At 72.3% G+C, this 17,507-nt stretch carries 18 protein-coding genes; 13 read left to right on the forward strand and 5 right to left on the reverse strand.

The window, feature by feature from the left end:
* The first annotated feature begins 33 nt into the window (after positions 1-33).
* Complete coding sequence (locus ABD901_RS36160; RefSeq protein WP_345134013.1) at positions 34-405, forward strand: hypothetical protein; 372 nt, start codon at positions 34-36, stop codon at positions 403-405.
* Here the strand turns inward: ABD901_RS36160 and ABD901_RS36165 are convergent.
* A complete protein-coding gene (locus tag ABD901_RS36165) occupies positions 331-999 on the reverse strand; it encodes a class I SAM-dependent methyltransferase (protein ID WP_345134015.1) in 669 nt (222 codons plus the stop codon). The two genes, ABD901_RS36160 and ABD901_RS36165, sit on opposite strands and share 75 nt — an antisense overlap.
* Positions 1,000-1,103: 104 nt before the next feature.
* On the opposite strand from ABD901_RS36165, the gene ABD901_RS36170 reads away from it, so the two are divergent.
* The 5 genes from ABD901_RS36170 to ABD901_RS36190 all read left to right on the forward strand — a co-directional run bounded on the left by ABD901_RS36170 (position 1,104) and on the right by ABD901_RS36190 (position 7,442).
* On the forward strand, positions 1,104-1,607 hold the full coding sequence (locus tag ABD901_RS36170) for a hypothetical protein (RefSeq protein ID WP_345134018.1): 504 nt from the start codon (positions 1,104-1,106) through the stop codon (positions 1,605-1,607).
* Between the two features lie 67 nt (positions 1,608-1,674).
* A complete protein-coding gene (locus ABD901_RS36175; protein ID WP_345134019.1) occupies positions 1,675-3,771 on the forward strand; it encodes an ATP-binding protein in 2,097 nt (698 codons plus the stop codon).
* 63 nt (positions 3,772-3,834) lie between these two features.
* A complete protein-coding gene (locus ABD901_RS36180; protein WP_345134022.1) occupies positions 3,835-4,878 on the forward strand; it encodes a suppressor of fused domain protein in 1,044 nt (347 codons plus the stop codon).
* 54 nt (positions 4,879-4,932) lie between these two features.
* Positions 4,933-5,922, forward strand: coding sequence for an L-glyceraldehyde 3-phosphate reductase (mgrA, locus tag ABD901_RS36185; RefSeq protein ID WP_380139901.1), 990 nt, complete (start codon positions 4,933-4,935; stop codon positions 5,920-5,922).
* Positions 5,923-6,125: 203 nt separating this feature from the next.
* Positions 6,126-7,442 (forward strand): carbohydrate-binding protein, encoded by a 1,317-nt coding sequence (locus ABD901_RS36190; RefSeq protein ID WP_345134026.1) that lies wholly within the window; start codon positions 6,126-6,128, stop codon positions 7,440-7,442.
* A 361-nt stretch (positions 7,443-7,803) separates the two neighbouring features.
* Here the strand turns inward: ABD901_RS36190 and ABD901_RS36195 are convergent, their stop codons facing one another.
* Positions 7,804-8,451 carry a TetR/AcrR family transcriptional regulator C-terminal domain-containing protein gene (locus ABD901_RS36195; protein ID WP_345134028.1) on the reverse strand — a complete coding sequence of 216 codons (648 nt, stop codon included), beginning with the start codon at positions 8,449-8,451 and terminating at the stop codon, positions 7,804-7,806.
* A gap of 86 nt (positions 8,452-8,537) precedes the next feature.
* Here ABD901_RS36195 and ABD901_RS36200 point away from each other — a divergent pair, with 86 nt between their 5' ends.
* Complete coding sequence (locus ABD901_RS36200) at positions 8,538-8,960, forward strand: ester cyclase (protein ID WP_345134031.1); 423 nt, start codon at positions 8,538-8,540, stop codon at positions 8,958-8,960.
* Here the strand turns inward: ABD901_RS36200 and ABD901_RS36205 are convergent.
* The 3 genes from ABD901_RS36205 to ABD901_RS36215 are packed head-to-tail and all read right to left on the reverse strand — an operon-like array spanning position 8,957 to position 10,823.
* The gene (locus ABD901_RS36205; protein ID WP_345134035.1) at positions 8,957-9,274 is read right to left on the reverse strand and encodes a DUF5808 domain-containing protein; all 318 of its coding nucleotides are present in this window, start codon (positions 9,272-9,274) and stop codon (positions 8,957-8,959) included. The genes ABD901_RS36200 and ABD901_RS36205 overlap by 4 nt on opposite strands.
* Positions 9,271-10,485 (reverse strand): RNA polymerase sigma factor, encoded by a 1,215-nt coding sequence (locus ABD901_RS36210; RefSeq protein WP_345134037.1) that lies wholly within the window; start codon positions 10,483-10,485, stop codon positions 9,271-9,273. Before ABD901_RS36210 ends, ABD901_RS36205 begins: the two co-directional genes overlap by 4 nt.
* Positions 10,482-10,823 (reverse strand): YciI family protein, encoded by a 342-nt coding sequence (locus ABD901_RS36215; protein ID WP_345134040.1) that lies wholly within the window; start codon positions 10,821-10,823, stop codon positions 10,482-10,484. The genes ABD901_RS36210 and ABD901_RS36215 overlap by 4 nt, the downstream gene beginning before the upstream one ends.
* 81 nt (positions 10,824-10,904) lie before the next feature.
* On the opposite strand from ABD901_RS36215, the gene htpG reads away from it, so the two are divergent.
* The 6 genes from htpG (at position 10,905) to ABD901_RS36245 (ending at position 17,501) form a co-directional block, all read left to right on the forward strand.
* The gene (htpG, locus tag ABD901_RS36220) at positions 10,905-12,752 is read left to right on the forward strand and encodes a molecular chaperone HtpG (protein WP_345134043.1); all 1,848 of its coding nucleotides are present in this window, start codon (positions 10,905-10,907) and stop codon (positions 12,750-12,752) included.
* Positions 12,749-13,117 (forward strand): nuclear transport factor 2 family protein, encoded by a 369-nt coding sequence (locus ABD901_RS36225; RefSeq protein ID WP_345134044.1) that lies wholly within the window; start codon positions 12,749-12,751, stop codon positions 13,115-13,117. The genes htpG and ABD901_RS36225 overlap by 4 nt, the downstream gene beginning before the upstream one ends.
* Before the next feature lie 11 nt (positions 13,118-13,128).
* On the forward strand, positions 13,129-14,304 hold the full coding sequence (locus tag ABD901_RS36230; RefSeq protein ID WP_345134047.1) for a phosphotransferase family protein: 1,176 nt from the start codon (positions 13,129-13,131) through the stop codon (positions 14,302-14,304).
* Between the two features lie 67 nt (positions 14,305-14,371).
* Complete coding sequence (locus ABD901_RS36235) at positions 14,372-14,866, forward strand: hypothetical protein (protein WP_345134049.1); 495 nt, start codon at positions 14,372-14,374, stop codon at positions 14,864-14,866.
* Positions 14,863-16,203: a hypothetical protein gene (locus ABD901_RS36240; RefSeq protein WP_425556768.1), complete on the forward strand. Its 1,341-nt coding sequence runs from the start codon at positions 14,863-14,865 to the stop codon at positions 16,201-16,203. Before ABD901_RS36235 ends, ABD901_RS36240 begins: the two co-directional genes overlap by 4 nt.
* Positions 16,200-17,501, forward strand: a complete 1,302-nt coding sequence (locus tag ABD901_RS36245) for a VWA domain-containing protein (RefSeq protein ID WP_345134054.1) — start codon at positions 16,200-16,202, stop codon at positions 17,499-17,501. The genes ABD901_RS36240 and ABD901_RS36245 overlap by 4 nt, the downstream gene beginning before the upstream one ends.
* Positions 17,502-17,507: the final 6 nt, after the last annotated feature.

Here is a 17,507-nt window from a genome sequence, read left to right on the forward strand (position 1 = left end):
GACCGCAGGCCGCGCGGCCATAGCTTCATTGGCATGACCGAGAAGAACATGAACCGCGCTCAGGCCGTCGTCTTCGGTATCGCCGCGCTGCACGTCGTGGCGATCGCGGTCGCGCTGCTGCGGCACGCGGCCGGCGGGGCCGACCTCGTGCCGGCGGCGCTCGTGCCGCACCTCGTGCTCGCGGTGCTGCTGCCCGTGCGGGCGCTCAAGCTGCGCACCGGCCGGCCGAAGGCGCGCGTCGTGCTGACGCTCGTGCTGGCCGTCCAGCTGGTCGCCGCCGTCGCCGGGGTGCCGGGGTACGACGCGTGGGCCCTCGCGATCCAGGCGTGCTCAGTCGCGCTCGAGGTCGCCGCGCTCGCCCTGCTCTGGGTTCCGGGTCGCCAGCAGGTAGCCCTGGGGCGTTGACTCGCCGGCGGCAGGTGCTCGCTCGCCGCGGAACAGCAATGCAAAGCCACCGGCCGCCAGCAGCTCGACGAGGTCGTCGGGTTGCTGGCGGTACCACGTCACCTCCAGGCCCATCTCCTGCACGACCACCGGGCAGTACGCCTCGTCGCCGATCTGGAAGGCCAGCATGAGCACGCCGCCGGGGCGCAGGGCGCGGTGGAACTCCGCCAGGGCGCGCGGGCGCTCCGGCCACGGCACGTGGATGAGCGAGTAGCTGGACAGCAGGCCGGCCAGGGCGGCGTCGGGGACGTCCAGGCGCAGCATCGAGCCCTCGGCGAAGCGCAGATCCGGGTTTGCCGCGCGGGCGTGGGCGATCATCGCGGGGGACAGGTCGACGCCGAACACGTCCAGGCCCAGGTCCGCGAGGTGCCGGGTGAGGACGCCGGCGCCGCAGCCGACGTCGGCGACCGGGCCGGGCTCCCGCAGTACCAGATCCGCGAATGCTCGTAACAGCGCCCGCTCGAAGGGCCGGTCCTCGACCGACGAGTTCAGGTGCCCGAAATGGGTGACCGAGAGCCGGTCGTAGGCGTCGCGCGTGCCGGCCTCGAAGTCCACCCCGGGACTCTACGACGGCGCCCGATCGGATGTAAGACAGCACCACCCGTCACCGGCTGTTACGCTCCCATGTCCGGAAAACCCTAATGGGAGGATCTTTCATCGTGCGACGGCTACTGTCCGTGGTGCTCCTGGCCACTGTCCTGAGCACCTCCGCGGCGTGTGCCCAGTCCGACGACAAATCCGACAGCGCGGCGCCGACCGGCGCCGCCACCGGCTCGCCGAGCCCGACGACGGACGTGAAGGCCAGCACCAGGACGGTGTGCGACAAGGCCAAGGCGCTGGTCACCGCCGAAACCGTCAAGCCGATCGGCGAGCAGATCGGCATCATGATCGCGGCCCGGCAGTCGAAGAACAAGGCGGCCGAGACCGCGGCGATGGCGAAGGCCAAGGAGCTCGCCGACGCCCTCGCGCAGAAGCTGCACGACCTCAAGACCGAGGCCGCCGACCCGAAGCTGCAGGCGGCGCTGGGCAAGGCCGCCGACGGCATCGCCTTGTTCGGCTCGCCGGACTACCTGGCGAAGATCAACTCGATCGACGACATGAACAAGCTCACTGCCGACATCGCCGCCGCCGGCCAGGACTTCGAGGCCGCCTGCAACGCCTGACGCCGGGCGCGCTCGTCGGGGGTGATTTGCCGCGCTCGATTTGGCGGGCTGTGGCAGGCTTCCGGGGGTGGTAGATCCATCGGGTGTCGCCACCCTCGACGAGCTCGCGGGCCTGCTGCGCGACCTGCGCCGCCGGCAGGCGCGGCGGGTGCACAGCTCGCCGCTGACCTTCGGCGAGCTCGCCGCGCGCACCGGCTGGCCGCACGCGGCGATCGGGGCCTACTTCGCCGGCCGGGCGCTGCCGCCGGCCGAGCGCCTCGACGCCCTGCTGCGGCTGCTCGGCGCGAGCCCGGCCGAGTGCGGCGCCGTCGCCGCCGCGCGATCGCGCATCGCCGAGCACAACGGCGCCGCGGCGCCCGCCTTCGCCGCCTCCTTCGGCCTTGATGAGCTTTCGCTGCCCGCCGGTCCCGCCGGATTCGCCGGGCGGGCCGGTGCCATCGCCCGGCTGGACCGGCTGCTGCCCGGCGCGCGGGCCGTGGTCGTCGGCGGCGCACCCGGCGCCGGCAAGACCGCCCTCGCCGTCCACTATGGACACCGAGTCGCCGACCGCTTCCCGGACGGCGCCGTCTTCGTGTCCCTGCGCGGCTCCGACCCCTCCGGCCAGCCGCTGCCCGCCGTCGAGGCGCTGCGGATGCTGCTCGCCGCGCTCGGCGTGGCACCGGCCGACATGCCGATGGGCGTGGCGGCGCGCGCGGGGATGTACCGCAGCCTCACCGCCCGCCGCGGCGTGCTCCTCGTGCTCGACGACGCCGCCGGGCCGGCCCAGGTCAGGCCCCTGCTGCCCGCCGCGGGGGACAGCGTTGCGCTGGTCACCGGTCGCGGCGGGCCGGCGTTCGCGGCGCGGCTCGACGAGCCCGCGCTCTGGCTCGCCGCGCTGGACCGCACCGAGGCCCGGGCCGTGCTCGCCGGGCGGATCGGCGCCGAGCGCACCGCCGCCGAGCCCGCCGCCGTCGACCGCATCATCACCGCGTGCGGGCGGCTGCCGATGGCGCTGTCCGTGGCCTCCGCGCGCGCCGCACTGCACCCGGAGCTGTCGCTGGGCGCCGCGGCCGACGCGCTCGAGGATTCGTCGGCGTTCGCCTGGTCGTACGGGCTGCTCTCCCCGCCCGCACGGCGGCTGTTCCGCGGCTTCGGCGCGCACCCGGGCGCGGACCTCACCGCGGCCGACGCCGCCGTCCTGGGTGGACCGTCCGATGTGGACGCGCTGGCCGAGCTGGCCCGGGCGCAGCTCGTCGTCGAGCACCGCCCCGGGCGCTACGCGATGCACGCCCTGCTGCGCGAGCACGCCGCCGGGCGCACGTCCGACGCCGAGCGGGCCGAGCTGCACGACCGGCTCGTCGCGCACTACGCCGGCCTCGCGACGCTCGCCGCCGCGCCGGCGCTGCCGGTGCTCGCGCTGGCCATGCAACGGGGGCGCTACCGCGAGGCGTGGCGCATCGCCGACGCCGTCGACGGCCCCCTGGACGCGGCCGGGCGCTGGGACGACCGCATCGCCGTGCAGGAGACCGCGATCCGCGCCGCGGAGCGGCTCGGCGACCCGGCGATGCTGGCCCGGGCGCAGCGGGCGCAGTCCGCGGCCTACCTGCGCACCGGGCAGCACGAGGCGGCGCTGCGCCGGCTGCGCGAGGCCGCCGACTGCTTCCACGCGCAGGGCGAGCCGGCGGCGGCGGCCCGCTGCCGGCAGGACCTGGCCGCGGTGCTCGAGTCGATCGCCCGTTTCCCCGAGGCGATCGTCCACGACGAACTGGCGCTGGCCCTGTTCCGCCGGGCCGGCGACCGGGCCGGGCGCGCCGCCTCGCACGCGCAGGCCGCCTGGCACTACGCGCAGGCCGGCCGGGGCGCGGAGGCGGTCGCGCACGGCGAGGCGGCGCTGGAGCTGCGTGCCGGGCTCGGCGACCCGCACGAGCAGGCCGTGGCGCAGGCCCACCTGGGCCGGGTGCACGCGGTGCTCGGCGACTACGAGCGCGCGGTGGCGCACTACCGCGAGGCCCTCGAGCGTTTCACCGCGCTGGGCGACCGGCTCGACGAGGCCGAGACCGCGACGCGGCTCGGCGACGCGCTGGAGGGCGCGCCCTCGATCGGCCTGTGGCGGCGCGCGCTGGCCATCTACGAGCGCCTGGACCACCCGGCCGCGGCCACCGTGGCGGCGCGGCTCGGGTTCTAGCACCGGGGGTCGAAGGACTTCCCGCGGCATGCCGAGCGGGCGGCGAGCGGGTTTAATCGCGGTATGACCTCCGAAACACCCGGCTGGGACGCCATCGATGCCGCGCTGGAACGGCGGTACCCGGGGGTCGAGCCCCGCCACCTCGCCACGATCCTGAAGTGGTCGCTCGGTGGCCCCGACCCGCTCGACGGCATCAGCTTCTATCCCCGCCTGGAGCCGGTCCCGCACTGGCACGCGGTCTCGTACGGCATGAGCGAGCTCTACGACAAGCAGTCCGACAACCCCGACGAGTCCGGGTGGGGCTTCGAGTTCACCTTCCGCATCCGCCGCGACCCGGCCGAGGCCGAGCCGCCCGTCTGGGCCGCGAACTTCCTGCAGAACCTGGCGCGGTACGTCTTTCAGTCCGGCAACTGGTTCGAGCCGAACCACCACATGGATCTCAACGGCCCGATCGCGCTGGACCGCCCGACGCTCATCCGCGCGGTCGCGTTCGCCGAGGACCCGGAGCTCGGCACGATCGAGACGCCCAACGGCACGGTGCAGTTCCTGCAGGTCGTCGGGATCACCTCGGACGAGTACGCGGCGACGCAGGCCTGGAGCGTCCGCGACTTCCTCGCCCTGCTCGCCCGGCGCATCCCTCTGCTCGTCACCGACCTGGACCGCCGCTCGATGATCGACGACCCGGAGGTGGCCGAGGCGGTCGAGGAGGGCCGCCGGGTCGACGGGTCGTCCACCGCGGCGCTGGCCGTTGCCGAGTTCGGCTGGCGCCCGGACGGCGACCTGATCCGTCTCGTGTTCGGCGCCCACGTCGTGCCCTCGGTCGCGCAGACGCTGCGCGGGCGCCTGCCCTTCGGCCGCACGCTGCGCCTGGACGGCCCCGAGAGCAGCGCCGAGTTCTCGTCCGGCAGTTTTTCCGTCGGCACGGCGGAGGGCGCCGAGGATCACCTTTTCGTCGTGCTCACCGACGAGGCCCTGGACGGCCTGCTGCAGGTCCTGGTGCCCGTCGCCGGCGTCCGGGCGGCGGCCCGGGCCGAGCCGCTGGTGGTCGAGATCGTCCCCTCGCAGATCAAGGACCGTGACGGCAACGTCGTGCGGACGATCGGGTAGCGCTCGTAAGTTGGGATCGTGACGTACAACGCCGATCCATCGCGTTATGAGCAGATGCAGTACCGACGCAGCGGGCGCAGCGGCTTGAAGCTGCCGGCCGTCTCCCTCGGGCTGTGGCACAACTTCGGACACGGCAGGCCGCTCGAGGGTCACCGCGCTCTCGTGCGGCGCGCCTTCGACCTCGGCATTACGCACTTCGACCTGGCCAACAACTACGGACCGCCCTACGGCTCGGCGGAGGAGAACTTCGGCCGGATCATGGCGAGCGACCTTCGCCCGTACCGCGACGAGCTCGTCATCTCCACCAAGGCCGGCTACGACATGTGGCCGGGGCCCTACGGCGAGTGGGGCTCGCGCAAGTACCTGCTGGCCAGCCTCGACCAGAGCCTCGCGCGGATGGGGCTGGACTACGTCGACATCTTCTACTCGCACCGCTTCGACCCCGAGACTCCGCTGGAGGAGACGATGGGCGCGCTGGACGCGGCGGTGCGCCAGGGCAAGGCGCTCTACGTCGGCGTCTCCTCCTACTCGCCCGCCAAGACCGCCGAGGCGGCGGCGATCCTGCGGCGGCTCGGCACGCCCGCGCTGATCCACCAGCCGTCGTACTCGATGCTCAACCGCTGGATCGAGGACGCCCTGCTCGACGTGCTCGAGCGGGAGGGGATCGGGTGCATCACCTTCTCGCCGCTGGCGCAGGGGATGCTGACCGACCGTTACCTGCAGGGGGTACCACAGGGATCCCGGGCGAGCGAGAACAGCTCGCTGTCGCCGAAGTGGCTCACCGAGGACAACCTCGCCAAGATCCGTGCGCTGCACGAGATCGCGGCCGGCCGCGGCCAGAGCCTGGCGCAGATGGCGCTGGCGTGGACGCTGCGCGACCCGCGGGTGACCTCGACGTTGATCGGGGTGAGCAGCATCGAGCAGCTGGAGGACAACGTCGCGGCGCTGTCCGGCCTGGAGTTCACCACCGACGAGCTCGCCGCGATCGACGCGCACGCGACGGAGTCCGGCATCAACCTGTGGGCGCGATCCAGCGCCGAGTGACTTTTCTTTGTTGGGTTTGTCGCCCAGCCCCCGGCTTCGGCCGGGGGCTTTTTTGCGCATTGACAGGTGGCGTTGCGAGTCCTAACGTTCTCACGCAACAGCGATGTTAACCACAGTTAGTTCGCCTGTTGCATGAGCTCCGGCACCGGGGTGCTGGGTCGAGCCTCCCCGCCCTGGTGCCGGCCTTCACGGAAAGGATCGCGATGCGCACGACGTCCCTGATCCTGAGCTCGGTCACGGCCACCGCCCTGGCCGTCACCGCCGGCGCTCTGGCCTACGCCAACAGCGCCCCGCCGCCGGCGCCCGACGTACCACCCGGCATCGCGCCGGTCGTCTTCGACGCGATGCAGCGCGACCTGCACATCACCCCCTTGCAGGCCCGCAACCGCCTCAACAACGAGAGCCGCGCCGCCGCCGTGCAGCAGGTCCTGCGCCGCACCCTCGGCGCCGCCTACGCCGGCACCTGGCTCTCCGGCGACGCCGAGGCGAGCACGATCACCGTCGCGCTCACCGACCCGGCCGGCGTCTCCTCGGTGCGGGCGCTCGGCGCAGTCCCGCGCCTGGTCGGGCGCGGCGAGGCCCAACTCGACCGGGTCGTCGCCGCGCTCGACCGCACCGCCGCACCGGGCGCCGTCAAGGGTTGGTACGCCGACATCGCCACCAACCAGGTCGTCGTCCTCAGCGCCACCGGCGCCGACGAGGGCTTCCTCACCCGCGCGTCCGTCGACCGCGCCGCCGTGCGGGTCGAGCGGACGACGGAGAACCCGCGCCCGTACATCGACGTGATCGGCGGCAACGCCTACTACATCGGCAGCGGCACCCGCTGCTCGGTCGGCTTCTCGGTGTCCGGCGGCTTCGTCTCGGCCGGCCACTGCGGCACCGCCGGCGCCCGCACGAGCCAGCCTTCGGGCACGTTCCGCGGCTCGAGCTTCCCCGGCAACGACTACTCGTGGGTCCAGGTCGACGCCGGCAACACCCCACGCGGCCTGGTCAACAACTACAGCGGCGGCACGGTCGCGGTCGCCGGCTCGACCGAGGCCGCCGTCGGCGCGTCGGTCTGCCGCTCCGGCTCGACCACGGGCTGGCGCTGCGGCACGATCCAGCAGAAGAACGCCTCGGTGACGTACTCGCAGGGCACGGTGACGGGCCTGGTCCGCTCCAACGCCTGCGCCGAGCCGGGCGACTCGGGCGGCTCGTGGCTCTCGGGCAGCCAGGCACAGGGCGTGACCTCGGGCGGCTCGGGCAACTGCACGTCGGGCGGCACCATGTACTACCAGCCCGTCAACGAGATCCTGCAGGCGTACGGCCTGACGCTGCTCACCACGGGTGGCCCCAACCCCACCCCGACAGCGACGGGCACCACCACGCCGCCACAGGGCGGCACGTGGGCCCCGAATACCGCTTACGCGACGGGCGCGACCGTCACCTACGGCGGCTCGACGTACCGCTGTCTGCAGGGCCACACCTCGCAGGTCGGGTGGGAGCCGCCCAACGTTCCGGCGCTCTGGGCCGCGGCCTGAGCGCCCTCTGAACCTGAATCGAGGGAGGGGTAAAAAGCACGGGCCCGGCAACTGGCAACCGGGCCCGTTCACCTCCCCGCCGTTGGTTTGAGCCGCATTTGATCCGATAAGTCGGGCGCTGGCGCGCCACGACTTATCGGATTTTTCGCCTGACGGGGTATAAGTCCGATTCAGCGTGGAGAGAGAATGCCGGCCACCCACGACCAGCGAGCCAGGGATCGATCCGCATTTGTCGGGGACAGGGTATAAATCCGACAAGTCGTGGCGCGCCAGCGCCCGACTTGTCGTGATTGCGCACGCCGGAGCGGTGGGAGCGCGCGCCGGAGCGGCGGGTGCGTACGCCGCGGCAGTGGGAGTGCGGCTAGGCGGCGGCGAGTTGTGCGGCGAAGCCGGCGAGTAGGGACTCCACGGCGAAGGTGAAACGCGCCGCGTCGTCCGTGCCGGCGGCCGTGCGCACTGACTCGAGTAGCAGTGGGTACCGCGACTCGTCCAGCCCGGCAAGCCAATCCGGCGAACCGGCGCCCGACGCCGACGAGATGCCGACCTCCGCGCCCGTGTGGCCGAGCACGAACAACGTCAGCGAGTTCAGGGCGTCCACCGCCATGCCCAGCGGGAACCCCGCCCACCGCAACATCCGCAGTCCCGTCTCGACCGAGTCCAGGGTCGCCGGGGTGACCGCCGGGCGCACGACCGCCGGCAGCACGCCCGGATGCAGCAGCAGCACGCGGCGCAGGTCGTGCGCGTAGGTGCGCAGGTACGTGCGCCAGTCGCCTCGCGGGGAGGCCGGCGGCGAGGCGGCCGTGAACACGCGCTCCACCATGCCGTCGATCAGGGCGTCCTTGTTCGGCACGTAGTGGTACAGCGTCATCGCCTCCACGCCCAGCCGCGCGCCCAGCGCTCGCATCGTCAAGGACGGCAGGCCGGCCTCGTCGACGAGGTCCAGGGCGGCGTCGAGCACCTGCTCGCGGGTCAGGCCGGCGCGCTCGCCGCGCTGTCGTTTCGGTGGCACGGAGTACACCTTGACGCATCTTACGTCGTAAGTCTAATCTGGGCGCCGAGCGAAACTTACGACGTAAGATTGAGGAGCGAAGCGCGATGGACGCGAACAAGCAGGTTGTGGACGGCTTCTTCCGGGCCGTGACCGAGCGGCGGATCGGCGACTGGGGCGACTACATGGCCGCCGACGCCATCGACCACAACAAGATCATCTTCGGCGAGGAGGACGAGCCGGGCGCGGCGTTCGAGGGGTTCCGCCAGCAGCTCGAGGCGTTCGGCGAGGGCGGCATATTCCCCCAGCAGCTCGTCGCCGAGGGTGACACTGTGGTGGCCCGGGTGCTGGTCCGCGGCACGCACACCGGCTATCACCCGCGCATGCCGGAGCCGACCGGGCGGTCGTGCGAGGTCGAGCAGATCTGGATCCTGACCCTGCGCGACGGCAGGATCTCCGAGATCCGCGCCGTCAGCGACCGGCTCGGGATGTTCCTCCAGCTGGGGTGGGACTGGCCGAAGGCCGACTAGTTGCGGCCGTGCGCCCCGGCCAGGGTGCTGATCACGATGCTCAGCGCGATGAATGCCAGCACGCCGAAGACCGCCTGCCAGGCGCGGCGGTGGCCGAAGTTGATGGTCCAGCCCAGGCCGAGGCGCTTGGGCACGATCAGGTTGGGATTGTCCGGGTTCGCGTAGATGAAGCCGTGCCAGCCCGGGTCCTCACGCCCGGGGCGGGCGCTGATCGGCTCGCCGCGGCGGTTGATGGGGATCACGACGACGGCCAGCGCCACGACCGCGACGAAGAGCGCGACCGCGAGCAACTGGGCGAGCACCGTATGGGTCATCCCTCGAGTTTCTCACTCGGCACGTCCAGGTGCGAGAGGCGCGAGGAGAGGAAGGAGCGCTCGGGCTCGTTGCCGGCGAGCTCGACGGCCGTCGCGTACGCCGCCCGGGCCTCGGCGGCGCGCCCCGCCCGCCGCAGAAGGTCGGCCCGGACGGCATGGAACACGTGGTACCGCTGCAGGCTCAGGCCCTCGATCAACCGCAGCCCGGCGTCGGGCCCGTCGAGCTCGGCCACCGCGACTGCGCGGTTGAGCTCGACGACCGGCGCCGGCGCAATGGCCATGAGCTGGTCGTACAGGCGGACGATCTGCACCCAGTCGGTGTCGCGCGCCCGCGGCGCGTCGGTGTGCACGGCGTTGATCGCCGCCTGGATCTGGTACGGCCCGGGCCGGTTGCGCCGCAGGCAGTCCCGCACCAGGCGGTGGCCCTCGTCGACCAGTGCGCGATCCCAGAGGCCGCGGTCCTGCTCCGGCAGCGGCACCAGCGCGCCGTGCTCGTCGACGCGGGCCGGCCGGCGTGCGGCGGCCAGCAGCATGAGGGCCAGCAGGCCGGTGACCTCCGGCTCGTCGGGCATGAGGCGGCGCAGCAGGCGGCCGAGGCGGATCGCCTCGGCGCACAGGTCGTCGCGGACGAGGCCGGGGCCGGAGCTTGCGGAGTAGCCCTCGTTGAAGATGAGGTACACCACCGCGAGCACCGACGACAGCCGCTCCGGCAGGTCGGCGTCGCGCGGCACGCGGTACGGGATGCCGGCGTCGCGGATCTTGCTCTTGGCCCGCACGATGCGCTGCGCGAGCGTCGGCTCGGGCACCAGCAGGGCGCGGGCGATCTCCGGCGTGCTCAGCCCGCCGAGCAGCCGCAGCGTGAGCGCCACCTGCGCGTGTCGGGCGAGCGCCGGGTGGCAGCACGTGAAGATGAGCCGCAGCCGGTCGTCGAACTCGCCCTGTCGTACGTCGTAGATCAACTCGGCCTCCGCGTGCTTCTGGGCGCGTTTGGCGTCCCGCCGCAGCCGGTCGATCGCGTGGTTGCGCGCGGTCGTGATGATCCAGCCCGCCGGGCTGGGCGGCGGCCGGCCGTCGGGCCAGCTCTGCAACGCGGCCGCGAACGCCTCCTGGACCGCCTCCTCGGCGAGGTCGATGTCGCCGAAGCTGCGGACCAGGACGGCGACCGCGCGGCCGTACTCCTCGCGGAAGACCCGCTCGACCGGGCGGCTCATCGGAACGGGCGCACCTCGATCGGTAGCGACGTGGCCGCCACCGCGCGGCGGGCCCACGACAGCGCCTCGTCCAGGTCCTCGCACTGCAGGATCAGGAACCCGCCGAGGTGCTCCTTGCCCTCCGCGTACGGCCCGTCGCTGATGAGCACGTCGTCGCCCTTGGGCCGCAGGGTGGTCGCGGTGCCTGGCGGGTAAAGGCCCCCGTTGAACACCCACACCCCGGCGTCCTTGACGGCCCGGTCCAGCTCCTCGACCCGCGCGATGATCTTCGCCATCTCGTCGGCCGACGGCGGCTCGCCCGTGCTCGGCTCGACGACGCTCAACAGGTACTGCTTCATGGTCATCTCCCTCTCGGCATACTTGATACCTCCCATACGAACGTGAGTCACCGGATTCGACACTTCCGGAAGGGAATCGACGTGAGCGAGACGCTGGAGTTCCAGGCCGAGACCCGGCAGCTGTTGCAGCTGATGGTGCACTCGATCTACTCCAACAAGGACATCTTCCTGCGTGAGCTGATCTCCAACGCCTCTGACGCGCTGGACAAGCTGCGCCTCGAATCGCTGATCGACAAGGAGCTCGACGTCGACGCGAGCGATCTGCACATCGCGATCGAGATCGACAAGGATCAGCGCACGCTCACCGTCCGCGACAACGGCGTCGGCATGTCCCACGAGGAGGTCGTCTCGCTCATCGGGACGATCGCCAAGTCGGGCACCGCGGAGCTGCTGCGCAAGCTTCGCGAGTCGCCGGAACAGCAGCAGCGGGCGGAGCTCATCGGGCAGTTCGGCGTCGGTTTCTACTCGACGTTCATGGTCGCCGACAAGGTCACCCTCGTCACCCGCAAGGCGGGCGAGCACCACGGCACGCGGTGGGAGTCGGCGGGCGAGGGGACGTACGAGATCGAGGCCCTGGACGAGGCGCCGCAGGGCACCTCGGTGACGCTGCACCTCAAGCCCGAGGACAGCGAGGACCAGCTGTTCGACTACACCGCGGACTGGAAGGTCCGGGAGATCGTCAAGAAGTACTCGGACTTCATCGCCTGGCCCATTCGCCTCGGCGCCGCCGACGGGCCGCTGAACTCGATGAAGGCGCTGTGGGCGCGGCCGCGCAGCGAGGTGGCCGACGAGGAGTACCACGAGTTCTACAAGCACGTCAGCCACGACTGGACCGACCCGTTCGAGACCATTCACATGCGCGGCGAGGGCACGTTCGAATACGAGGCCCTGCTGTTCATCCCGGCCCGCGCGCCCTTCGACCTCTACGCGCGCGACGGCAAGCACGGCGTGCAGCTGTACGTGAAGCGCGTGTTCATCATGGACGACTGCGAGGCGCTGACCCCGCGGTACCTGCGATTCATCAAGGGCGTCGTCGACGCGCACGACCTTTCGCTCAACATCTCCCGCGAGATCCTGCAGCAGGACCGCCAGATCCAGGTCGTGCAGCGGCGCCTGGTGAAGAAGGTCCTCGCCACGCTCAAGGAGATCAAGGACAAGGACAGCGAGCGGTACTCCGCATTCTGGGCCGAGTTCGGCCGCACCCTGAAAGAGGGCCTCCTCGACGACAGCGAGAATCGCGAGACGCTGCTCGATCTGCTCCTGCTGCCCTCGACGCACGCGGCGGAGCCGACGTCCCTGCGCGACTACGTCGAGCGGATGCCCGAGGGCCAGAGCGACATCTACTACATGACCGGCGAGAGCCGCGCCACCGTCGAGCACTCGCCGCACCTCGAGGCGTTCCTCGCCAAGGGTTACGAGGTGCTCATCCTCACCGACCCGGTGGACGAGGTGTGGGTCGAGCAGGTCACGGAGTACGACGGCAAGGCGCTGCAGTCGGTGGCCAAGGGGCAGGTGGACCTCGGCGCCGAGGAGATCGCGCCGGAGCGCAGCGAGGGCTTCGCGCCGCTGCTGACGTGGCTCGGCACCGCGCTCGAGTCCGACGTCAAGGAGGTGCGCCTGTCCACGCGGCTCACCACCTCGGCCGCCTGCATCGTCGGCGACAAGGACGACATGACGCCGACGCTGGAGAAGATGTACCGCGCGATGGGCCAGCCGATGCCGCACATGAAGCGCATCCTCGAGCTCAACCCCGACCACCCGTTGGTCACCGGGCTGCGCGAGGCGCACGCCGCCGACCCGCAGGCCGCCGGCCTCGGCGAGACCGCCGAGCTGCTCTACGGCATCGCGCTGCTGTCGGAGGGCGGTGAGCTCGGCGACCCGGCGCGCTTCACCCGCCTGGTCGCCGAGCGCCTGGCCCGGTCGCTGTGAGCACGCCGGCCACGCTGCTCGCGGCCGAGCGCCGGCTGCAGGCCGCGCAGCTCGCGAGCGACGTGGCGGCGCTGGACGGGCTGATCGACGACCGGCTGATTTTCACCGGGCCGGACGGGAAGTTGTACCGCAAGCAGGACGACCTGCACGTCCACCGCACCGGGCACCAGGTCATGACCCGCGTCGACGAGGAGGAGGTCGAGGTCCTCGTCGCCGGGGACCTCGGCGTCACCTGGTTCCTGGGGCGCCTCGCCGGCACGTTCGGCGGCGAGCCGTTCGACTGGCGGATGCGGTACACCCGGACATGGCATTACGACCCGGCACGCGGATGGCAAATCGTCGCCGCACACGGCAGCGCGGTGTAAACACTTGAGGCGTGCGAACGGTCACGCTAGTGCTCGTAGATGCGTCCGGGACGGTGCTCGGCGCGCTGCCGCCCTTCACCGTCGAGCTGCCCTGGTGGCCCGAGGTCGAGGACGTGGTGGCCGGCGCGCGGGAGCGCTTCGGCGTCGACGTGGCCGTGCTGCGGCTGCTGCACGCCGACCGGCCGCATCCGCACGGCGGAGCGGTGACCTACCTGGCGCAGCTCGACGGTGCGGCGCCCGCGCTCGAACCGGTGGAGTTCGAGCCGGCGCCGCACCCGCGGCGGGCGCCCTACGCCGAGGTGGGCGGGCCGGCCGCATCGATCCGCTGGGCGCTGGGCGAGATGCGGGCGCTTGGCCTCGGTACGGCGAAATCCGTTGTGCAGCGCAAGACCTGGAACCTGTCGGCGCTGTGGCGGCTGGAGGCCACCGGCGGCCCGTTGTGGCTCAAGCACCTGCCGCCGTTCCTGCGGGCCGAGAGCGAGGTGCTGGCCTGGCTGGGCGCGGTGGCGCCCGGCGCGGCGCCGCGGCTGCTCGCCGCCGACGGCACCGGCCGCCAGCTGCTGGGCCACCTGCACGGCGACGACGGCTTCGGCTCGCCGGCCGCGGACCGTTTCGCCATGGTCGACCTGCTGCACGGCCTGCAGCGGCGCGCCCTGGACGACCTGCCCCTGCTGGCCGGGCGCGGTGTGCAGGACCGGCGCGGCGACCGGCTGCGCCAGCAGATCGTGGTGGCCGCCGAGCCGTGGCTCGGCGAGATCTTCGGCCTCGACGCACTGGTGGCCGGCCTGGCCGACCGGATGGCGAGGGTCGCCGGCCACGGCCTGCCGGACACGCTCGTGCACGGCGACTTCCACCCCGGCAATGTGCGGTTTTCCGCGTCGGTACCCCCGGCAGTGCTCGACTGGGGCGACGCGTTCCTCGGCAACCCGGCCTTCGACATCCTCGAGCTGTGCGGCGGCCTCGAGCCGCACGAGGCGGAGCCGCTCGTGGCGCACTGGGCGGCCCTCTGGCGGCGCATCGCGCCCCGTAGCGAGCCCGAGGCGGCCGTCGAGCTGCTGCGCCCGGTCGCGCCGATGCTGAGCGCCGTCATCTACGCCGGCTTCGTCCACAATATCGAACCAAGCGAATGGCCGTATCACACGGAAGACGTCCCGACCTGCCTGCGGAGCGCGGTCTCGCTGGGCTGACGATTTTTTGTCGTACCCGTGCGATACAACTACCGGCGTCAGAGATCACCCCCACTGTTGGAGGTCGATGGTCTTGAGCGTCGAAACGCGCTCGACGGCGGTCGTCATACCGCCCGTGCAGCCACGCCGCCTCGCCAAGGTGCCCTTCGTCGAGCTCGCCGACGGGCGCCTGCAGGGCGTGGTGTCGAGCGGTTCGGACATTGAGCGGGTCTACGTCTCCTCGATCGGCGCGGGCACCCACGGGCTGAGCTGCAGCACCAACAACAACCGGCCGTGCGGCGGGCTGCGCGGCTCCTCGCCGTGCAAGCACCTGCAGGCGCTGCTGGACGAGGCCGAGGTGCAGTACGGTCGCGATCGCGTCGCCCGCTACCTGCGCATCGAGGTCGACGAGGGCCGGTCGCTGAGCGCCGGGCTCAAGGCGCACCACGAGCCGTCGCCCGCGGCGACCGTGTTCAGCGGATTCCTGCGACACCTCGCCTACCTGGAGCGGCCCGGCAGCAGCGAGCCGATACCCGAGCTGCACTGGTTCCCGTCGGTGTCGAGCGCGGGGGAGGCGGCCTGATGCTGTCCTCGCTGTTCGCACCGGACGCCGCGCCCGACGCCGGCGTCGGCGCCGCCCTCGAGCTGGCGGCCGCCGTCGACGACGGGCTCGTGCACGGCTTCGCCCGCGTCGACGAGCACCGGGCCGAGGCGCTCGCCGCGCTCGCCGGCGCGTTCGCCGGCAGCCCGCTGCGCGAGGCGGTCGCCGAGGCGGTCGACAAGATCGCCGCTGGTTCGATCGCCGATGACCACCTGTTCGCCCTGGCCGCGGCCCGGATCGCGCTCTTCGGCGCCGTCCACGACGCCCTGCTGGCCGGCGCCGACGCGGCGCTCGGGCGCAGGCGGGCCGCCTGGAGCGGCGGCGCCGAGCCGGGCACGGCCGCGCCCCACCTGCTCGCCGGCGCCCGGTCGTGGCTGCGGGAGCTGGCCATCACCGGCTGGCGCGGCGTCGACAACGACCTCGTCTCCGCGTCGAGCCAGGCCATCGAGGCCGCGTTCGGCGAGCCGGAGCTGCGCCGCCTCGCGGTCCTGCTCGACGGCCTCGCCGCCGAGCTGCGCGCCGGCAGCCCGATCGCCACCCTGGAGCACCTCCCGGTGCGCCGCTGGGCCGACCTGTGGAGCCGGGCGCTGCTGCTGGCCCGCGACGGCGGCTCGCGCGCCGGCGAGATCGAGCCGGTCACCGGCCGGCTCTACGTTCTCGGCACCGACGTGCATGAGCACCCCACCGCGGTGCAGGCGCAGGTCCACGGCGTGCTCGAGGCCGGAGGCGAGCACCGCCTGGTCCGCGTCAGCGTCTCCGCGGCGAAGGTCGACACGATCGTCGGCCCGGCGATCTGGCGCCTGCTGGGCGGCCATCAGTGGCTGCTCGCCGCCCTCGCCGAGCGGCGCGTCCTCGAGGTCACCGACATGCCGCTGACGGCCGGCGGCGACCTGATCTGGCACGACGAACGGGCCCGGCTCGGCGACGAGGCCGACCCGTTCACCACCGCCCGCGTCCACCTCGGCGCCGCGCTCGCACCGGCCACCCCGCCGCTGGAGCGGCACCCGGTGCGCATCGCCGAGCCGGTCCTCATCGAGGACCTGTCCGGCGTCGCGCTCGACACCCGCCGGCTGCCCGCCTGCGGGCCGCTGACGCCGGAGCTGGTGGCCGGCGCGACCGCCTGCATCGGCCTGCTGCGCTGGGACGACGGGGCCTGGACGGTGCAGCCGCTCGGCGTGCGGACGACCGCGAAGAAGAAGCAGGCCTCGGTGCACACCGGCGACTGGGCCCTCGGCCCCGACGACGCGAAGCTCGCCAAGTCGGCCGGCGAGGCGGTCGAGGTGCTGCGCGAGCGCGCCGGAAGGCTGCTGCGCAAATGAGCCCCGAGGAGAACCGCCGCCAGGTGCTCTACTGGCGCATGCTCGGCCGCATCTTCGAGGCCGACGAGCAGCCCGCCCTGGAGTCGGCCAGCGTCGCGATCGTCGACGACATCGGCCTGCCGCCCGCGCTGCTCGACCCCGGCGTGACCGTCGACAACCTCGTCCAGCGCCACCCCGAGCTGGCCGGCGAGTTCGAGGGGCTCATGAAGCCCGAGGACGGCGACGCCGACGCGCCCGGCCTGGAGGTCCGCCGCGCGGCACTGGTGTCGAAGCTGCTCATCAACGTCTTCAACACCGGCACCGGCAACGTGAGCGCCACGCAGCTGGCCAACTGGCAGGCCGACGCCGGCTGGTTCGAGAAGGCCCTCGGCCTCGACCCGGGCGAGCTGCGCGGCCGGCCCAACTCCGGCGGGCTGGCCGGCGTCCTCGGCGGCATCGAGGGCGACCTGGTCCGGCGGATGCACCTGCGCGAGGTGCTCGCCAACCCGGCGCTGGCCAAGCAGCTGACCCCGAGCATGTCCCTCATCGAGCAGCTGCTGCGGGACAAGAACAACCTCTCCGGCGTCGCCCTGGCCAACGCCAAGGCGCTCATCCGCCGGTTCGTCGACGAGGTCGCCGCGGTGCTGCGCACGCAGGTCCAGCAGACCAGCGTCGGCGAGATCGACCGGTCGGTGCCGCCGAAGCGCGTGTTCCGCAACCTCGACATCGAGCGCACCATCTGGAAGAACCTCACCAACTGGAGCCCCGAGGACGAGCGGCTCTACGTCGACCGGCTCTTCTACAAGCACACCGCGAAGCGCACCACCCCGGCGCGGCTGATCGTCGTCGTCGACCAGTCCGGCTCGATGGTCAATGCGATGGTCAACTGCACCATCCTGGCCTCGATCTTCGCCGGGCTGCCCAAGGTTGACGTGCACCTCGTCGCCTACGACACCCGCGCGCTGGACCTCACGCCCTGGGTCCACGACCCGTTCGAGGTGCTGCTGCGCACCCAGCTCGGCGGCGGCACCGACGGCACGGTCGCGATGACGCTGGCCCAGCCGAAGGTCGCCGACCCGCGCAACACCGTCGTGGTGTGGATCTCCGACTTCTACGAGTCGCAGCCGCAGGTCCTCTTCGACGCGATGCAGGCCATGCACCGGTCCGGGGTGAAGTTCATCCCGGTCGGCTCCGTCAGCAGCGGCGGCCAGCAGAGCGTCAACCCGTGGTTCCGGCAGCGCTTCAAGGACATGGGCGCGCCGGTGCTCTCCGGGCACATCAAAAAGCTTGTCACCGAACTCAAGAGCTTCCTCGCATAGGAGACC

It is taken from the genome of Dactylosporangium darangshiense (assembly GCF_039537565.1).
GTDB classification, from domain to species: Bacteria; Actinomycetota; Actinomycetes; order Mycobacteriales; family Micromonosporaceae; genus Dactylosporangium; species Dactylosporangium darangshiense.

What these genes read in the sequence shown, in the direction of transcription:
- ABD901_RS36160 (WP_345134013.1), top strand. Translation starts at nt 34, where the DNA reads ATGACCGAGAAGAACATGAACCGCGCTCAGGCCGTCGTCTTCGGTATC.
- ABD901_RS36180 (WP_345134022.1), top strand. Translation starts at nt 3,835, where the DNA reads ATGACCTCCGAAACACCCGGCTGGGACGCCATCGATGCCGCGCTGGAA.
- mgrA (WP_380139901.1), top strand. Translation starts at nt 4,933, where the DNA reads ATGCAGTACCGACGCAGCGGGCGCAGCGGCTTGAAGCTGCCGGCCGTC.
- ABD901_RS36190 (WP_345134026.1), top strand. Translation starts at nt 6,126, where the DNA reads ATGCGCACGACGTCCCTGATCCTGAGCTCGGTCACGGCCACCGCCCTG.
- ABD901_RS36200 (WP_345134031.1), top strand. Translation starts at nt 8,538, where the DNA reads ATGGACGCGAACAAGCAGGTTGTGGACGGCTTCTTCCGGGCCGTGACC.
- ABD901_RS36205 (WP_345134035.1), bottom strand. Translation starts at nt 9,274, where the DNA reads ATGACCCATACGGTGCTCGCCCAGTTGCTCGCGGTCGCGCTCTTCGTC.
- ABD901_RS36210 (WP_345134037.1), bottom strand. Translation starts at nt 10,485, where the DNA reads ATGAGCCGCCCGGTCGAGCGGGTCTTCCGCGAGGAGTACGGCCGCGCG.
- ABD901_RS36215 (WP_345134040.1), bottom strand. Translation starts at nt 10,823, where the DNA reads ATGAAGCAGTACCTGTTGAGCGTCGTCGAGCCGAGCACGGGCGAGCCG.
- ABD901_RS36235 (WP_345134049.1), top strand. Translation starts at nt 14,372, where the DNA reads ATGGTCTTGAGCGTCGAAACGCGCTCGACGGCGGTCGTCATACCGCCC.
- ABD901_RS36245 (WP_345134054.1), top strand. Translation starts at nt 16,200, where the DNA reads ATGAGCCCCGAGGAGAACCGCCGCCAGGTGCTCTACTGGCGCATGCTC.